Source organism: Dactylosporangium sp. NPDC000555, from assembly GCF_040300025.1.
Taxonomy (GTDB): Bacteria; Actinomycetota; Actinomycetes; order Mycobacteriales; family Micromonosporaceae; genus Dactylosporangium.
The window spans coordinates 13,133-28,771 of record NZ_JBEPDB010000049.1 but is presented as its reverse complement, the minus strand read 5'-3'; the positions used below and the strand labels follow the sequence as shown (position 1 = coordinate 28,771).

Annotated in this window: 11 protein-coding genes; 7 read left to right on the top strand and 4 right to left on the bottom strand. The window is 73.6% G+C overall.

Annotated elements, in window-relative coordinates; translation table 11 throughout:
- Nucleotides 1-74: 74 nt before the first annotated feature.
- Entirely contained in the window at nt 75-581 is a 507-nt protein-coding gene (locus ABT297_RS26315) for a MarR family winged helix-turn-helix transcriptional regulator (protein WP_350554278.1), read from the bottom strand.
- A gap of 68 nt (nt 582-649) precedes the next feature.
- Between ABT297_RS26315 and icmF the strand changes: the two genes are divergently transcribed.
- Nucleotides 650-3,862 (top strand): fused isobutyryl-CoA mutase/GTPase IcmF, encoded by a 3,213-nt coding sequence (icmF, locus tag ABT297_RS26310; protein WP_350554276.1) that lies wholly within the window; start codon nt 650-652, stop codon nt 3,860-3,862.
- Between the two features lie 50 nt (nt 3,863-3,912).
- Here the strand turns inward: icmF and ABT297_RS26305 are convergent, their stop codons facing one another.
- A complete protein-coding gene (locus ABT297_RS26305) occupies nt 3,913-5,013 on the bottom strand; it encodes a calcium:cation antiporter (protein WP_350554274.1) in 1,101 nt (366 codons plus the stop codon).
- 97 nt (nt 5,014-5,110) lie between these two features.
- Nucleotides 5,111-6,202, bottom strand: coding sequence for a sulfite oxidase (locus ABT297_RS26300; protein WP_350554272.1), 1,092 nt, complete (start codon nt 6,200-6,202; stop codon nt 5,111-5,113).
- A gap of 176 nt (nt 6,203-6,378) precedes the next feature.
- Here ABT297_RS26300 and ABT297_RS26295 point away from each other — a divergent pair, with 176 nt between their 5' ends.
- The gene (locus ABT297_RS26295; RefSeq protein ID WP_350554270.1) at nt 6,379-8,460 is read left to right on the top strand and encodes a bifunctional copper resistance protein CopD/cytochrome c oxidase assembly protein; all 2,082 of its coding nucleotides are present in this window, start codon (nt 6,379-6,381) and stop codon (nt 8,458-8,460) included.
- Between the two features lie 43 nt (nt 8,461-8,503).
- On the opposite strand, the gene ABT297_RS26290 is transcribed toward ABT297_RS26295, so the two are convergent.
- Nucleotides 8,504-9,103: a copper resistance CopC family protein gene (locus ABT297_RS26290; RefSeq protein ID WP_350554268.1), complete on the bottom strand. Its 600-nt coding sequence runs from the start codon at nt 9,101-9,103 to the stop codon at nt 8,504-8,506.
- 207 nt (nt 9,104-9,310) lie between these two features.
- Here ABT297_RS26290 and ABT297_RS26285 point away from each other — a divergent pair, with 207 nt between their 5' ends.
- From ABT297_RS26285 to ABT297_RS26265, 5 genes are read left to right on the top strand one after another with little or no spacing between them, the layout of a single operon-like run.
- Nucleotides 9,311-10,705, top strand: a complete 1,395-nt coding sequence (locus ABT297_RS26285) for a cytochrome ubiquinol oxidase subunit I (RefSeq protein ID WP_350554266.1) — start codon at nt 9,311-9,313, stop codon at nt 10,703-10,705.
- Between the two features lie 14 nt (nt 10,706-10,719).
- The gene (cydB, locus tag ABT297_RS26280) at nt 10,720-11,724 is read left to right on the top strand and encodes a cytochrome d ubiquinol oxidase subunit II (protein WP_350554264.1); all 1,005 of its coding nucleotides are present in this window, start codon (nt 10,720-10,722) and stop codon (nt 11,722-11,724) included.
- Nucleotides 11,721-13,349, top strand: a complete 1,629-nt coding sequence (gene cydD, locus ABT297_RS26275; RefSeq protein WP_350554262.1) for a thiol reductant ABC exporter subunit CydD — start codon at nt 11,721-11,723, stop codon at nt 13,347-13,349. The genes cydB and cydD overlap by 4 nt, the downstream gene beginning before the upstream one ends.
- On the top strand, nt 13,349-13,486 hold the full coding sequence (locus ABT297_RS26270) for a hypothetical protein (protein ID WP_350554260.1): 138 nt from the start codon (nt 13,349-13,351) through the stop codon (nt 13,484-13,486). Before cydD ends, ABT297_RS26270 begins: the two co-directional genes overlap by 1 nt.
- A complete protein-coding gene (locus tag ABT297_RS26265) occupies nt 13,486-15,411 on the top strand; it encodes an amino acid ABC transporter ATP-binding/permease protein (RefSeq protein ID WP_350554259.1) in 1,926 nt (641 codons plus the stop codon). The genes ABT297_RS26270 and ABT297_RS26265 overlap by 1 nt, the downstream gene beginning before the upstream one ends.
- Nucleotides 15,412-15,639: the final 228 nt, after the last annotated feature.

Here is a 15,639-nt window from a genome sequence, read left to right as displayed (position 1 = left end):
CGGGTGCCGTACCGGCTGGGCGACGGATGGATTCGGCGCGGCGGGGACGACGGCCGCGTCCTCGCCCGGCCGCTTCAGAAGTCGCCGGCGTTGCGGCGCAGCTCCGTGATCACCTCGATGAGCGAGCCGTCGGTCGCCGGTGACAGCCAGGGTGCGGCGAAGACCTCGGCGTTGAGCTCGGCCGTCGCGGCCTCGGCGAGCTCGCGCCCCGCGTCGAGCAGTTCGACGATCGTCGAGCGGCGGTCGGCCGGGTGCGGGGTGCGCCGCACGAGCCCGGCGGCCTCGAGGCGGTCGACGGCGTTGGTGACGCTGGTCGGGTGCACCTGGAGCCGCTCGCCGATGAGGGCCATGGGCAGCGAGGCCTTGCGGCTGAAGTGCAGCAGCATCAGCACCTCGTATCGGGCGAAGGTCACGCCGTGGGGCTTGAGCACCGCCTCGACGCGGGCGAGCGCGATCTGGTGGGCGCGCATGAGGGACGTGACCGCGGCCATGCCGTCGGCGGCGTGTGCCCAGCCGTGCTCGGCCCACAGCCGGCGTGCCTCGGCGATGGGGTCGAGGGGAAGGCCGCTGTTGGTCGACACGAACGTCATGATAGCGGTCCGGCGGGCTGTGTGGACGTCAGATAGTTGGACACCCTACTATCTAGCCCATGAGTCTCCACGTGCCGGCCAATCCCGTCCGCTTCGTCACTGCGGCGAGCCTCTTCGACGGCCATGACGCAGCCATCAACGTCATGCGCCGGCTGCTGCAGGCCCAGGGCGCCGAGGTGATTCATCTCGGGCACGACCGCAGCGTCGAGGAGGTCGTCACCGCGGCGGTGCAGGAGGACGTGCAGGGCGTGGCCATCTCGTCGTACCAGGGCGGCCACGTCGAGTACTTCGAGTACCTCGTCGACCGGCTCGCCGAGCGCGGCGCCGGGCACGTGCGGGTCTACGGCGGTGGCGGCGGCGTGATCGTGCCGGAGGAGATCGCCGCCCTGGGCGAGCGCGGTGTGCGCATCTTCAGTCCGCAGGAGGGCCAGCGGCTGGGCCTGCCCGGCATGATCAACGTGCTGATCCGCGAGTGCGACACCGAACCGGTGCGCGGCCCGGTCGACGTGGCGGCGCTGCTGGCCGGCGACGAGACGGCCCTGGCCAGGGCGATCACCACGCTGCAGGCGGGCGCCGACCCGGACCTGGCCGCCGCGGTGGGGGAGGCGGCCCGCCGCAGCGCCGTGCCGGTGCTCGGCATCACCGGCACGGGCGGCTCCGGCAAGTCGTCGCTGACCGACGAGCTGGTCCGGCGGCTGCGCCGCGACTGCGAGGACAAGCTGCGGGTCGCCGTGATCGCCATCGACCCGACCCGGCGGCGCGGCGGCGGGGCACTGCTCGGCGACCGCATCCGGATGAACAGCATCGCGCCCGGGGTGGTCTACTTCCGGTCGCTGGCGACCCGCGTGCAGGACGGCACCGTTCCCGCGAACCTGGCCGACGTCGTCGCCGCGTGCCAGGCTGCCGGCAACGACCTCGTCATCGTCGAGACGCCCGGCATCGGCCAGGGCGACGCGGCCATCACCGGCTACTCGAACGTCTCGCTGTACGTCATGACGCCCGACTTCGGCGCCGCCAGCCAGCTCGAGAAGATCGACATGCTCGACCTGGCCGACGTCGTGGCGATCAACAAGTTCGAGCGCCGTGGCGGCGAGGACGCGCGGCGCGACGTCGCCCGGCAGCTGGTGCGCAACCGCGAACAGTTCGGCACGCCATGGGATGACATGCCGGTCTTCGGCACGAGCGCCGCCCGCTTCGGCGACGACGGGGTGACCGCGCTGTACCACCACCTTAAGGAACTGCTGTCCGGGCACGGGTTCCCCAGCTTCCCGGGCGTGCTGACCCCCGTCGCCGGGCGGGTGTCGACCGGGCTGACGTCGGCGCTGCCCAAGGGCCGGGAGCGATACCTGTCGGAGGTCGCCGAAGCGGTGCGCGGCTACCACGCGACCACCGCAGCGCAGGCCGCCGTCGCCCGGCGCCGCCAGCACCTCACCACCGCCCGAGACCTGCTGCCCGGCGAGGAGGCCGTCGCACGGCTGCTGGAGGCGACGGAGCGGGAGCTTTCCGGCGACGTCCGCGAACTGCTCGACGCGTGGCCGGCGACCCGCGAGGCGTACCGCGGCGACGAGTTCGTCTACAAGGTCCGGGACACGGAGATCCGCAGCCCCCTGACCCGCCAGACCCTCTCCGGCAGCCGCATCCCGCGCGTCGCGCTGCCCCGCGACGGCGACGACGGCGAGCTGGTCCGGTTCCTGCGCGCGGAGAACCTGCCCGGCGCGTTTCCGTTCACCGCCGGGGTCTTCCCGCTCAAGCGCACCGGCGAGGCACCGGCCCGCATGTTCGCGGGGGAGGGCGACGCCTTCCGCACCAACCAGCGGTTCCACCTGCTCAGCGCCGGCCAGCCGGCGACGCGGCTGTCGACGGCCTTCGACTCGGTGACCCTGTATGGCCGCGACCCCGACCGGCGCCCCGACATCTACGGCAAGGTCGGCACCTCCGGAGTCTCGATCGCCACCCTCGACGACATGCGCGAGCTGTACGCCGGCTTCGACCTGTGCGACCCGAAGACGTCGGTCTCCATGACGATCAACGGGCCGGCGCCGACGATCCTGGCGATGTTCCTCAACGCCGCGATCGACCAGCAGACCGCGGAGTTCACGGCCAAGCACGGGCGGGAGCCGGACGCGGACGAGGCGGCGACGATCCGGGCGCGGACCGTGTCCACCGTGCGCGGCACCGTCCAGGCCGACATCCTCAAGGAGGACCAGGGCCAGAACACCTGCATCTTCTCCACCGAGTTCGCGCTGCGCTGCATGGCCGACATCCAGCAGTGGTTCATCACCAACCGGGTGCGCAACTTCTACTCGGTCAGCATCAGCGGCTACCACATCGCCGAGGCCGGCGCCAACCCGATCAGCCAGCTCGCGTTCACCCTCGCCAACGGCTTCACCTACGTCGAGGCGTACCGCGCCCGGGGGATGGACGTCAACGACTTCGCGCCCAACCTGTCGTTCTTCTTCTCCAACGGCATGGACGCCGAGTACACCGTCATCGGCCGGGTCGCCCGCCGGATCTGGGCCGTCGCCATGCGCGAGCGCTACGGCGCCGACGAGCGCTCCCAGAAACTGAAGTACCACATCCAGACCTCGGGCCGCTCGCTGCACGCCCAGGAGATGGACTTCAACGACATCCGCACCACGCTGCAGGCGCTGTGCGCCATCTACGACAACGCCAACAGCCTGCACACCAACGCCTACGACGAGGCTGTGACCACCCCCAGCGCCCAGTCGGTGCGCCGCGCTCTGGCGATCCAGATGATCATCGACGCCGAATGGGGCCTGGCCGTGACGGAGAACGCGCTGCAGGGCTCGTACATCGTGGACCTGCTCACCGACCTTGTCGAGGAGGCGGTCCTGGCCGAGTTCGACCGCATCTCCGAACGCGGCGGCGTGCTCGGCGCGATGGAGACCGGCTACCAGCGCGGCCGCATCCAGGACGAGTCGATGCTGTACGAGCAGCGCAAGCACGACGGGTCGCTGCCCATCGTCGGGGTCAACACCTTCCTCGGCGCGCCCGGCGGCGACGAGGCGGCGACCGGCCTGGAGCTCGCCCGCGCCACCGAGGACGAGAAGCACTCGCAGGTCCGCCGGCTCGCCGACTTCAAGACCCGCAACGCGGCGCAGGCCCCAGCGGCGCTGGAGCGCCTGAAGACCGCGGCCGGCCACGGCGACAACGTCTTCGAGGCCCTGATGGACGCCGTGCGGTACTGCACCCTCGGCCAGATCAGCGACGCGTTCTTCGAGGTTGGCGGCCAGTACCGCCGCAACGTCTGACCGGCGCGCGAGCGCCCTCCCGCTCGCCGCCGGGCCCGTGCGACCACGGTTCACGGGCTCGCGGCGAGGAAGAGGTAGGCGACGAAGATCAGCAGGTGCATACCCGCCTGCATGAGCGTGGCGCGGCCGGGGAGCACCGTGAGCACGCTGACGACGGCGGTGAGCGCGAGCAGCACCATCTGCGTGCCACCCAGGCCCAGCACCAGCGGCTGGCCGATCCAGATCGAGGCGACGGCGATCGCCGGGATGGTGAGCCCGATGCTCGCGATCGCCGAGCCGAAGGCGAGATTCAGGCTGGTCTGCACCCGGTCGCGCTGCGCGGCGCGCGCGGCGGCGACCGTTTCGGGCAGCAGCACCAGCAGCGCGATGACCACGCCCACGACCGACTGCGGCAGGCGCGCGGCCTCCACGCCGGCCTCGATGGCCGGCGATACGATCTTGGCGTCGCCGACGACCGCGATCAGCGCCACGACCAGCAGCGCCAGGCTGATCAGCGCCGCGTTGACCGACGGCCGCGCACTCTCCTTGTCGACGTTGACGAAGTCTTGCTCGGCCGCGACCGGCAGGAAGTAGTCGCGGTGCCGCTTCGTCTGCACCAGGACGAACAGCCCGTACAGGACGAGCGAGGCGACGGAGGCGAACGCCAGCTGGGCCGGGGAGAACTGCGGCCCCGCGTGTGTCGTGGTGAAGGTGGGCACGACCAGGCTCATCGTGGCCAGTGTGATCACCGTGGCGAGGGCGGCGCCCGCGCCTTCCGCGTTGAACTCCGCCACGTGCCGGCGCAGGGCGCCGATGAGCAGCGAGAGGCCGACGATGCCGTTGCAGGTCACCATGACGGCCGCGAAGACGGTGTCACGGCCCAGGGTCTGTGCCTTCGTCCCGCCGTCGATCGAGAGCGCGACGATCATGCCGACCTCGATGATCGTGACCGCGACCGCGAGGATCAGCGAACCGAAGACCTCGCCGACCCGGTGTGCCACCACCTCCGCGTGGTGAACGGCCGCCAGCACCGCGCCGGCCAGGAGCACGACGACCACCGCGATGACGAACCCGGGCAGGCTGCGTTCCCAGGTGAACACCAGCACCACGATGGCGAGCACGGGAACAACGGAGACCCAGCGGAGCAGTAGCTCGCGAATGAAAGCGATCATGAACCATACTACTTCCCGAATTTCGCCGGCCGTGACGTCATTGGCACCCATGGCAACCTTGGGTCCTGTGTGGACCGACCTGTCCGGGCGGACCGCCCTACAGGGCGGCGATCAGGCGGACGTTGCTCCACGACGTGTTGAGGTAGCCCAGCGGGTTCCACAGCGGTTCGGGGTGTTCGGGCTGGGTGGCGGCGCTGGAGTCCCAGGCCCGTGCGGTGATCTCGACGCGGCCGGGCGGCAGGTTGACGCCGGCGCGCCACAACACCCAGGCCCACGGACCCGGCGGGGAGTCCATGTCGGCCACCCGCCAGGTCTTGCCGCCGTCGGCGGAGACGTCCACGCGGGCCACCGCGCGGTGCTCGCCGGCGGTCGCGTAGCCGGTGACGACGTTCGGGCCGACGAGGACGTGGGAGCCGTCGGACGGGGTGAGGATGGCGCAGTTGAGGGCCGCGACGCCGAGGGACAGTCCGCTGCCGGCCGGGGCCGTGCCGGGATCGGTCTCGGCGGGCAGAATCCGGTAGTCCAACGCCTGGAAGTAGCTGGACGAGGGCTGCCGCTGGGCGGTGATGCGCTCGACCCACTTGACGCTGCGGGCGCCGACGTAGCCGGGCACGATCACCCGGACCGGCGCGCCGTGCGCGGCGGGCAGCGGTTCGTCGTTCATCCGCCAGGCGAGCAGGACCTCGTCGGTGGTCGCCTTGTCCGCCGGGACGGAGCCGCCGAACGGCTGGGAGGGCTCGATGCCGGTGGCACGGTCGGCGGCGGTGAAGGCGATGTGATGCGCTTCGCCGCTCGGGCCGGCGGCGGCCAGGACGTCCCGCAGCCGTACACCGGTCCAGCGGGCCGTGGAGATGGCCGCCGAGCGCCAGGGCGTCTGCCCGGGGATGTCACGGACGGCCATGAGCTCGCCGCGGCGATTGCCGGCGCAGGCCAGGGTCGCGACCACGGTGTGGTGCTCGAACCGGCTCCGCAGGTCGGCCAGCGACAGCTCGAGCGGACGCTCGACGAGCCCATCGACACTCAGCCGCCAGGTGGCGGGGTCGATCCGGGGGATGTCTCCGTGGTTGCGGCTGTAGAAGGTGTCGGTCGGGGTGATCGGGTGTCCGGCGAGCGCGGCCGGCGGCGGTTCGGCGTTGAACGGTTCCGCCGTGTGGATGAGCATGTCGTCGCGTTTGTTCCAAGCGCCCATGGCGGCACCTCGTCCCGTCGCTCGGGTGTCCCGGCACGCGCCATACCCGGGCCGCCGGCGTTCATGCGTGCGCCGCCGCGCGCGGGACAGCACTCCGCCGGCGGCCGGGCCGTGAGGTTTCCAACGATCGCACCGTCGCGGGAACCGATCAGGCGCGGGCGACGACCACCCGCACGATGTTCACGCTACTGCACCGGTATGTGCCGGCGTCCCCGGCGCGGCGGCTCCTCCTGGCCGCCGTCGCGGTCGCCGGGCTGCTGCTGACCCTGATCGTGGCCCTGCGCTTCGGCGGCGCGGTCGCCGGCGGCCGCATCCCCGGCCTGCCGGACCCGGGCGGGTGGACGCGGTGGGGCCTGCCGGTGACCCGGGCGGCCGTCGACGTGTTCGGCACCCTGACGGTGGGCTGGTGCGTGACGGCGGCGTTCCTGCTGCCCGGTACCGCCGCGCCACCCGGCGAGCCTGGCGAGCCCGGTGCGGCGACCGGCGGCGCCGAGCACCGCGGCCGCGGGCAGCTGGTCGGGCCGGCCGCCTACCGGCTGCTGCGCCGCGCCTCGTGGTGGGCCGGCGGCTGGGCCCTGGCCAGCGTGGTGATGTTGCCGCTGACGCTGTCGGACCTGCTCGGTATGCCGGTCGGCCAGGTGTCGTGGGCGGGCGTGCGCAGCCTGGCCTGGTCGGTGGCGCAGGGCCGGTCCGCGCTGATCCAGGCGGTGCTCGCCGTGGTGGTGGCGGTGGCGTGCCGGGCGGTGCTGACCCGCACGGCCGCGGGTGTGGTGGCGGTGCTGGCGTGCGCCGGGCTGGTGCCGCCGGCGCTGACCGGGCACGCCGCCGGGGCCGGGAATCATCAGGTCGCGGTGACCAGCCTCGCCGTGCACATCGTCGCCGCCGCGCTCTGGGCCGGCGGCCTGGCCGCGCTGCTGGTGCTGCGCTCCGACCGGGTGCTGGGCGTCGCCGCGGCCGGTTACCGCCGGTTGGCCCTCGGGTGCTGGGTGGCGGTCGCGCTCAGCGGCCTGGCCAGCGCGGCGGTGCGGCTCGGCGCGGTGGAGGAGCTGTGGCACTCCCGGTACGGCCTCCTTGTGCTCGGCAAGACCGCCGCGCTCGTCGCGGCCGGGGTCCTCGGCGCCGTGCACCGCACCCGCACCCTGCCCGCGCTGCGGGCCGGGCGGCCGGGCGCGTTGCGCCGGCTCGCCGCCGGCGAGCTGCTGCTGTTCGCCGCCACGTTCGGCCTGGCCGTGGCCCTGTCGCGCACGCCGGCGCCGGTACCCGCCGATCCGGTCCAGACCGATCCGGTGACCGACCTGCTCGGCTTCGCCGCGCCCGCGCCGCTGAGCGCCGTGCGGGTGTTCTGGCCGCCGCTGGCCGACGCCTTCTTCCTGGCCGCGGTCGCGGCCGGGATCGGCGCGTACGCGGCCGGCGTGTGGCGGCTGCGGCGGGGCGGCCACCGATGGCCGGTCGCCCGGACCTCGAGCTGGATGGCCGGGATGCTGCTGCTCGGCCTGTTCACCGTGGGCGGGTTCGCCCGCTACGCCTACGTGCTGTTCTCCGCGCACATGGCCCAGCACATGGTGCTCGGCATGGTGGTGCCGATCCTGCTGGTCGGCGGCGCCCCGATCACCCTGGCGCTGCGCACCCTGCGCCCGCCATCCGACCCGGCGGTCCGGGGTGCCCGGGACTGGCTGATGCTGGCCCTGCACAGCCGGCCGGCGCGGCTGCTGTCGCATCCGCTCGTCGCGCTCGCTCTGTACGTGGTGAGCCTGTACGCGCTCTACTTCAGTGACCTGCTCGGCGTGCTGATGCGCTACCACCTCGGGCACCTGGCGATGCTGACGCACTTCGTGGCGGCCGGGTTCCTGTTCTACTGGGTGCTCATCGGCGTCGACCCCGGCCGGCGCGCGGTCCCGCCGCCGCTGCTGGTGCTGGTGCACTTCGCCGGCATGGCCTTCCACGCCTTCCTCGGCCTCGCCCTGATGCAGTCCCGCACCGTGATCGCCCCGGACTGGTACACCGCCGTCCACCCGGCCTGGGCCGACAACCTCCTGGCCGACCAGCACGTGGGCGCCGGGCTGGCGTGGGGCTTCGGTGAGATCCCCGCCGCGGCGATCCTGCTGCTGCTCGTGGTCCGGTGGATCCGCGCCGACGAGCGCGAGCAGCGCCGCCTGGACCGGGCCGCGGACCGGGCCGAGGCCACCGGCGAGGAGGACGACCTGGCGCGGTACAACGCCTTCCTGCGCGCGGCCGCCGCGGAGGCCGAACGCCGCTGACCGCCGGCTCCACCGGGTGGTGGCGTCCGCGTGCCCCGCCCGGTCAGCCGCCCGCCCCGCGCCTGCGCCGGGACCACAGCCAGCCACCGGCCGCCGCCGGCACGAGCACGACCGCGGCGACGATCCACCACCACGCCGGGGCCGGCGAGTCCTGCCCGCCGGAGGCCGGCGGGTCGGCCGCCGTGCTCGACGCGCCCGTGCTCGACGCGGCCGTGGCGGACTCCGCCGCGGCCGGGCTCGGCGACGCGGCGGCGCTCGCGGGCGGCGGCGCCGCGTTGGTGAACGTGAACTGGCCCTCGATCGGGTGGCCGTCGGCGGAGACCGTCCGCCACGCCACCCGCACCGTGCCCGGCGGCAGCGCGCCGACCGCCTGGACCAGGGTGGCGTCCACCGCCCGTGGCGCGCCCTGCGCGTGGCCCGCGCCGTCGGCGCCGGTGACCACGACGGTGCTGAACCGCGACTTGACCGGCGCGTTGAACGTCAGCGTCACCGCGGTGACCGGCGTGGTCACGCTCGCGCCGTCGGCCGGGTCGCTGGACAGCAGCCGTTCGTGCGCCCAGGCCGGCCGTGCCGGCAGCAGCGTGACGAGCAGGGCGGCGGCGGTCGCGGCCAGGGCCGCGCGAGCGGTCGCGGGCAGTCGCATGTACCCCATCCTGAACCACCGTCCGGCGCGATCCGGCGCTCGGAGGCCCGCGAGTGAGATGACCGACCGCCGGGAACCGGACGCGGTCCAGCGGCGACTACCCGGATGTCGCGCGCCGGCGCCCGCACCTTGGGACCCCTGCGGCCCGGTGGTGATGGGACTTTCGGCCCTGATCCGCCACGGCGGGCGGTGCGCAGAATCTGCGTCATGGACGCCCTCGACCTTGCCCGGTGGCAGTTCGCGATCACCACCGTGTACCACTACATCTTCGTACCGATCACGATCGGTCTCTCCGCGCTCGTGGCGGGGCTGCAGACCGCGTGGGTGCGCACCGGGCGGGAGGAGTACCTGCGGGCCACGAAGTTCTGGGGCAAGCTCTTTCTGATCAACTTCGCGATGGGCGTCGTGACCGGCATCGTGCAGGAGTTCCAGTTCGGCATGAACTGGAGCGCCTACTCGCGGTTCGTCGGCGACATCTTCGGCGCGCCGCTGGCGATCGAGGGGCTGCTCGCGTTCTTCATGGAATCGACGTTCCTCGGCCTGTGGATCTTCGGTTGGGACCGGTTGCCGAAGCGGGTGCACCTGGCCACGATCTGGCTGGCCTCGATCGGCACGATGCTGTCGGCGTACTTCATCCTCGCCGCGAACTCCTGGATGCAGCACCCGGTCGGCTACACCATCAACGCCGAGCGGGGCCGGGCCGAGCTCACCGACATCGGCGCCGTGCTCACCAACAGCACCGCGCTGGTCACCTTCCCGCACACGATCACCGCGTGCTTCCTGACCGCCGGCGCGCTGCTGCTCGCGGTCAGCGCCTGGCACCTGCGCCGCGGCAACCAGGTCGAGGTGTTCCGGCCCGGCCTGCGGCTGGGCGCCTGGGTGGTGCTGATCGCCGGCGTCGGCGTGCTCATCACCGGCGACCTGCAGGCCCGCATCATGACCGAGCAGCAGCCGATGAAGATGGCCGCCGCCGAAGCCCTCTACGACACCAGCAAGCCGGCGTCCTTCTCGGTGTTCACCATCGGCTCGCTCGACGGGCGCGAGGAGATGGCCAGCGTGCGCATCCCGTCGCTGCTGTCGTTCATGGCCACCGGCAGCCCGTCCGGCGAGGTCGAAGGGATCAACGACCTGCAGCGGCAGTACGTCCAGAAGTACGGCGAAGGCGACTACGTGCCCAACGTCCCGGTCACGTACTGGTCGTTCCGCCTGATGATCGGCTTCGGCGCGCTCGCCATGGCGGTGGCCGCGCTCGCGCTGTGGAGCACCCGCAAGGGCCGCCGGCCGGCCGGGCGCTGGCTGTGGCCGGCCGCGATCTCCACGGTCGCGATGCCGTTGTTGGCCAACTCGTTCGGCTGGATCTTCACCGAGGTGGGCCGCCAGCCGTGGACCGTCTTCGGGGTGTTCAAGACCGAGCAGAGCGTCTCGCCGTCGGTGTCCACCGCGAACGTGGCGACCTCGCTCATCGTCTTCACGGTGCTGTACGGCGCGCTGGCCGTCATCGAGCTCATGCTCATGCTGCGCTACGCCCGGGCCGGCGCACCGGAAACTGTCGTACCCCCCGGCGAAGATGAGCCGGACCGTCCGCTCGCGTTCGCGTACTGAAGGCAGGCGCCGTCATGGCACTCACCACCGTCTGGTTCATCCTGATCGCCGTGCTCTGGGCCGGCTACTTCCTCCTGGAGGGCTTCGACTTCGGCGTCGGCATGCTGCTGCCGGTCCTCGGCCGGGACGAGCGCGAGCGGCGCCTGCTCATCAACACGATCGGCCCGGTCTGGGACGGCAACGAGGTCTGGCTGCTCGTCGCGGGCGGCGCCACGTTCGCCGCGTTCCCCGAGTGGTATGCCACCTTGTTCTCCGGCTTCTACCTGCCGCTGCTGATCATCCTCGTGGCGCTGATCCTGCGCGGCCTGGCGTTCGAGTATCGCGGCAAGGTGGACAGTCCACAGTGGAGGCGACGCTGGGACCTCGCGATCATCGGCGGCAGCCTGGTGCCCGCGGTGCTGTGGGGCGTCGCGTTCGGCAACATCGTGCGCGGCGTGCCGCTGGACGCCCAGCACGAGTACACCGGCTCGCTGCTCACCCTGCTCAACCCGTACGCGCTGCTCGGCGGCCTGACCACGCTGTCGCTGTTCGCGCTGCACGGCGCGGTGTTCCTGGCCCTGAAGACCGACGGCGACGTGCGGCAGCGGGCCGGCCGGCTCGCGTGGTGGCTGAGCCTGCCGGCGGTGGCGCTGGCCGGCACGTTCCTGCTGTGGACCCAGCTGACCCACGACGACGCCTGGGGCTGGGCGCTGTCCGCGGCCGCCGCGGTGTCGCTGGTCGCGGCGCTCCCGGCCATCCGCGCCCGGCGCGAGGGCTGGGCGTTCCTGGCCACCGCCGTGACGCTGGTACTCGCCGTCGCGGCGCTGTTCGTCACGCTCTTCCCCAACGTCATGCCCACCACCCTCGACGGCGGGCAGAGCCTCACGGTGACCAACGCGGCCTCCTCGCCGTACACGTTGAAGGTGATGACCTGGGTCGCGGTGTGCTTCACGCCGCTCGTGCTGGGCTACCAGTCCTGGACGTACTGGGTGTTCCGCCGCCGGCTGCGGGTGGAGCACATCCCGGCGGCCCACCCGTGAGACCGCTGGACCCCCGGCTGCTGCGCCACGCCCGGGCCGCGCGGACCTACCTCGCGCTGTCCGTGGCGCTCGGCGCGGCGCTGGCCGCCCTGCTCGTCGCGCAGGCGACCCTGCTCGCCGATGCTATCGCCGACGTCTACCTGCACGGCGCCGACCTGCGCCGGATCGCACCGGCGCTGGGCTGGCTCGCCGCGGTCGTCGCCGCGCGAGCGGCCGTCGCCTGGGCGCAGGAGGCCGCCGCGGCCCGGTCCGCGGCCGCGGTCAAGCACCAGCTGCGGGCCCGGCTGCTGACCCACGTGGCGGCGCTCGGCCCGGGCGCCGCGCCGCCGAGCGGGACGGTCGCCACGCTGGCCACCAGGGGGCTCGACGCGCTCGACGCCTACTTCGCGCGATACCTGCCGCAGCTGGTCCTCGCCGCGCTCGTGCCCGTCATCCTGCTCCTGCGCATCGCGCCGGCCGACCTCGTCGCGGCCGGCACGATGGCCGTCACGCTGCCGCTCATCCCGCTCTTCATGGCGCTGGTCGGACTGCACACCGAGGCCGCCAACCAGCGGCAGTTCCGGCTGCTGAGCCGGCTGTCGCACCACTTCCTCGACGTCGTGGCCGGGCTGGCGACGCTGCGCGTCTTCGGCCGGGCCGGGCGGCAGGCCCAGGTGATCGCGCGGATCAGCACCGAGCAGCGCCGGGTCACGATGCGCACGCTGCGGCTGGCGTTCCTGTCCTCCCTCGTGCTCGAGCTGCTGGCGACCCTGTCCGTCGCGCTCGTCGCGGTCGGCATCGGGCTGCGCCTGGTCGACGGGCGGCTCGGACTGGCCACCGCGCTGCTGGTGCTGATCCTGGCCCCGGAGGTGTATCTGCCGCTGCGCCAGGTCGGCGCCAACTACCACGCCAGCGCCGAGGGCCTCGCCGCCGCGGCCGACGTCTTCGCGGTGCTGGAGACCCCGCTGCCCGAGCGGGGCGCGGCCCCGCCGCCGGCGGGCGCGATCCGGTTCGACAACATGGTGGTACACCACCCCGGCCGCCCCCCGCTGCCGCCGTTCAGCGCCGAGGTGCGCCCCGGCGAACTGGTGGCGCTGACCGGCCCGAGCGGCTGCGGCAAGTCGACCGTGCTGGCCGTGCTGATGGGCTTCGCCACGCCGGAGAGCGGCACCGTGACGGTCGACGGCACCGACCTATCCACAGTGGACCCTGACGGCTGGCGCCGGCGGGTGGCGTGGCTACCCCAGCGGCCCTGGCTGTTCGCCGGCACGATCGCGGACAACATCCGCCTGGGCGCGCAGGAGGCCGACGACGCGGCGGTCCGGCACGCGGCCGCCCGCGCCGGCGCGCTGGACTTCGTCGAGGCGCTGCCCGACGGCCTCGGCACCCGCATCGGCGACGACGGCGCGGGCCTGTCCGCCGGGCAGCGGCAGCGCATCGCCCTCGCCCGGGTCTTCCTGCGCGACGCGCCGCTCGTGCTGCTCGACGAGCCGACCGCGGGCCTGGACGCCGCGACCGAGGCCGACATCCTGGCCGCGATCCGCGCCCACGCCGCCGGCCGGACCGTGATCCTGGTGGCGCACCGGCCCGCGCTGCTCGCAGCCGCCGACCGTGAGATCCCGCTGACCCCGGCGGGGGTGTCGTGATGGGCGGGCTGTGCATCGTGCTGGCTGCGGTCCGCGCCTACGCCGCCCGCCGGACTGTGATCCTGGTGGCGCGCCGGCCCGTGCTGCTGGCCGCCGCCGGCCGTGAGATTCCGTTGGCCCCGGCGGGGGTGTTGTGATGGGCGGGTTGCGTATCGTGGCGGGCCCGGCGCGGGCGGCGGCCGGGCGGCTGACCCTGGCCGTGCTGGCCGGCCTCGGCGCCGCCGGCGCGGCGGTCGGGCTCATGGCCACCTCTGCCTGGCTCATCTCCCGCGCCGCCCAGCACCCGCCGGTGCTGCACCTCATGGTCGCCATCGTCGCCGTGCGCGCGTTCGGCATCGGCCGGGGCGTGCTGCGCTACGCCGAGCGGCTGGCCGGGCACGACGCCGCCCTGCGAATGCTCGGGGACCTGCGGGTGCGCGCCTACCGGCGACTGGTGCCGCTCGCGCCGGCCGGGCTGGCCGGCTTCCGCCGCGGCGATCTCGCGGCACGCCTCGCCGCCGACGTCGACGCGGTCCTCGACCTCGTCGTGCGGGTATGGCTGCCGATCGTCGTGGCCGCGGTGATCGGCCTGGCCTCGGTGCTACTCGTCGGCGCCCTGCTGCCCGCCGCGGGCGCCGCGCTCGCCGCCGGCCTGCTCGTGACCGGAGTCGGGGTACCGCTGCTGCAGTCCGCGCTGGTCCGCCGCGCGGACGCCCGGCTCGCCCCGCTGCGCGGCACCCTCGCCGCCGGCGCGACCGACCTGGTGCACGGCCTGCCCGACCTGGTCGCGGCCGGCGCCACCGGCGCGGCCCTCGCCGCGCTGGAGCGCACCGACCGGGAGCTGCTCGCCGCGACCCGCCGCTCCAGCGCCCTCGCTGGCGTCTCGGCCGCGGTCACCGCGGCGTGCGCGGGCCTCAGCGTCCTGGCCGGCCTCGCCGCGGGCGCGGTCGCCGTGCGCTCCGGGGCGCTGCCGGGCGAGTTGCTCGCCGTCGTCGTCCTCACGCCGCTGGCGGTGTTCGAGACCGTCGCCGCCGTGCCGGTCGCCGCGCAGGGCCTCGCCGCCGCGCGCGCCGCCCTGCGCCGCCTCGCCGAGATCGCGGCCGTCCCGGACCCAGCACCCGACCCGGCCTCGCCTGTCGACCTGCCCGTCGCGTCGCCCGGGGTCTCGTCCGTCACGCCGTCTGTCGCCTCGTCCGTCACGCCGTCCGTCGCGTCGCTCGTCGCACCGTCTGTGGCTTCCTCTGGCACGCCGTCTGTTGCGCCGTCTGTGGTCTCGTTTGTCGCGCCGTCCGTTGCGCCGTCTGTGGCCTCGTCCGGCACGCCGGCCGTTATGCCGGCCGGGAGCGCTGGGCGGCCGCCGGTGGTGCGCGTCGAGCACGTCGCCGCCGCCTGGGCGGCCGATCGGCCGGTGCTGCACGACCTGTCGTTCACGCTGCGGCCCGGCCGTCGCGTCGCGCTGGTCGGGCCGAGCGGCGCCGGGAAGAGCACCGTCGCGGCGCTGCTGCTGCGCTGGCTGGACCCCACCGCGGGCCGGATCACCCTCGGCGGCGTCGACCTGCGCGATCTGCGCGGCGACGACGTGCGACGGGTGATCGGCTACCTCGGCGACGACGCCTACCTGTTCGATACCACCATCGAGGCCAACCTGCGCGTCGCGCGGCCGGAGGCCACCGATGCGGAGCTGGACGAGGCCCTGGCGGCGGCGCGGCTCGACGGCTGGGTCCAGTCCCTTCCCGACGGGCTCGGCACGCTCGTCGGCGAGCACGGCGCGGCCGTCTCCGGCGGCCAGCGGCGCCGCCTCGCCCTGGCCCGGGTGCTGCTGGCCGGCTTCCCGGTGCTGATCCTGGACGAGCCGACCGAGCACCTCGACGAACAGACCGCCGACGAGCTGCTCGACGACCTGCTGGACGCCGCCCAGGGCCGCACCGTCCTGCTCATCACCCACCGCACCGACGTGCTGGACCGGGTCGACGAGGTTGTGTCGCTGGGGCCCCGCTCCACCCCGCGGCCGGGGGAGCCGTCGCACCACCCGGCGGCGGACAACGACGCGCCACAGCGGCACCGCGCGCCGGCCCGGCTCTGACGCGTGTACGCGCGGATCGCCGTGCGCGCGATGCCTTGATCGGCCGTCGCCACGCGACTCGAAAGGGAGGGCGGATGCATTGGACGGGTGTGCGCGTCGCCGGTCAATTTGCGACTTCTTGCGAGATTCGCCTATGTGGTTCCAGTCATTCGTCTGGTTGTTGCGAGCAGATGTCGAGAAAGCTACGATCCTCGCAATATATCGACCACGGCGATTCCTGTCGATCAC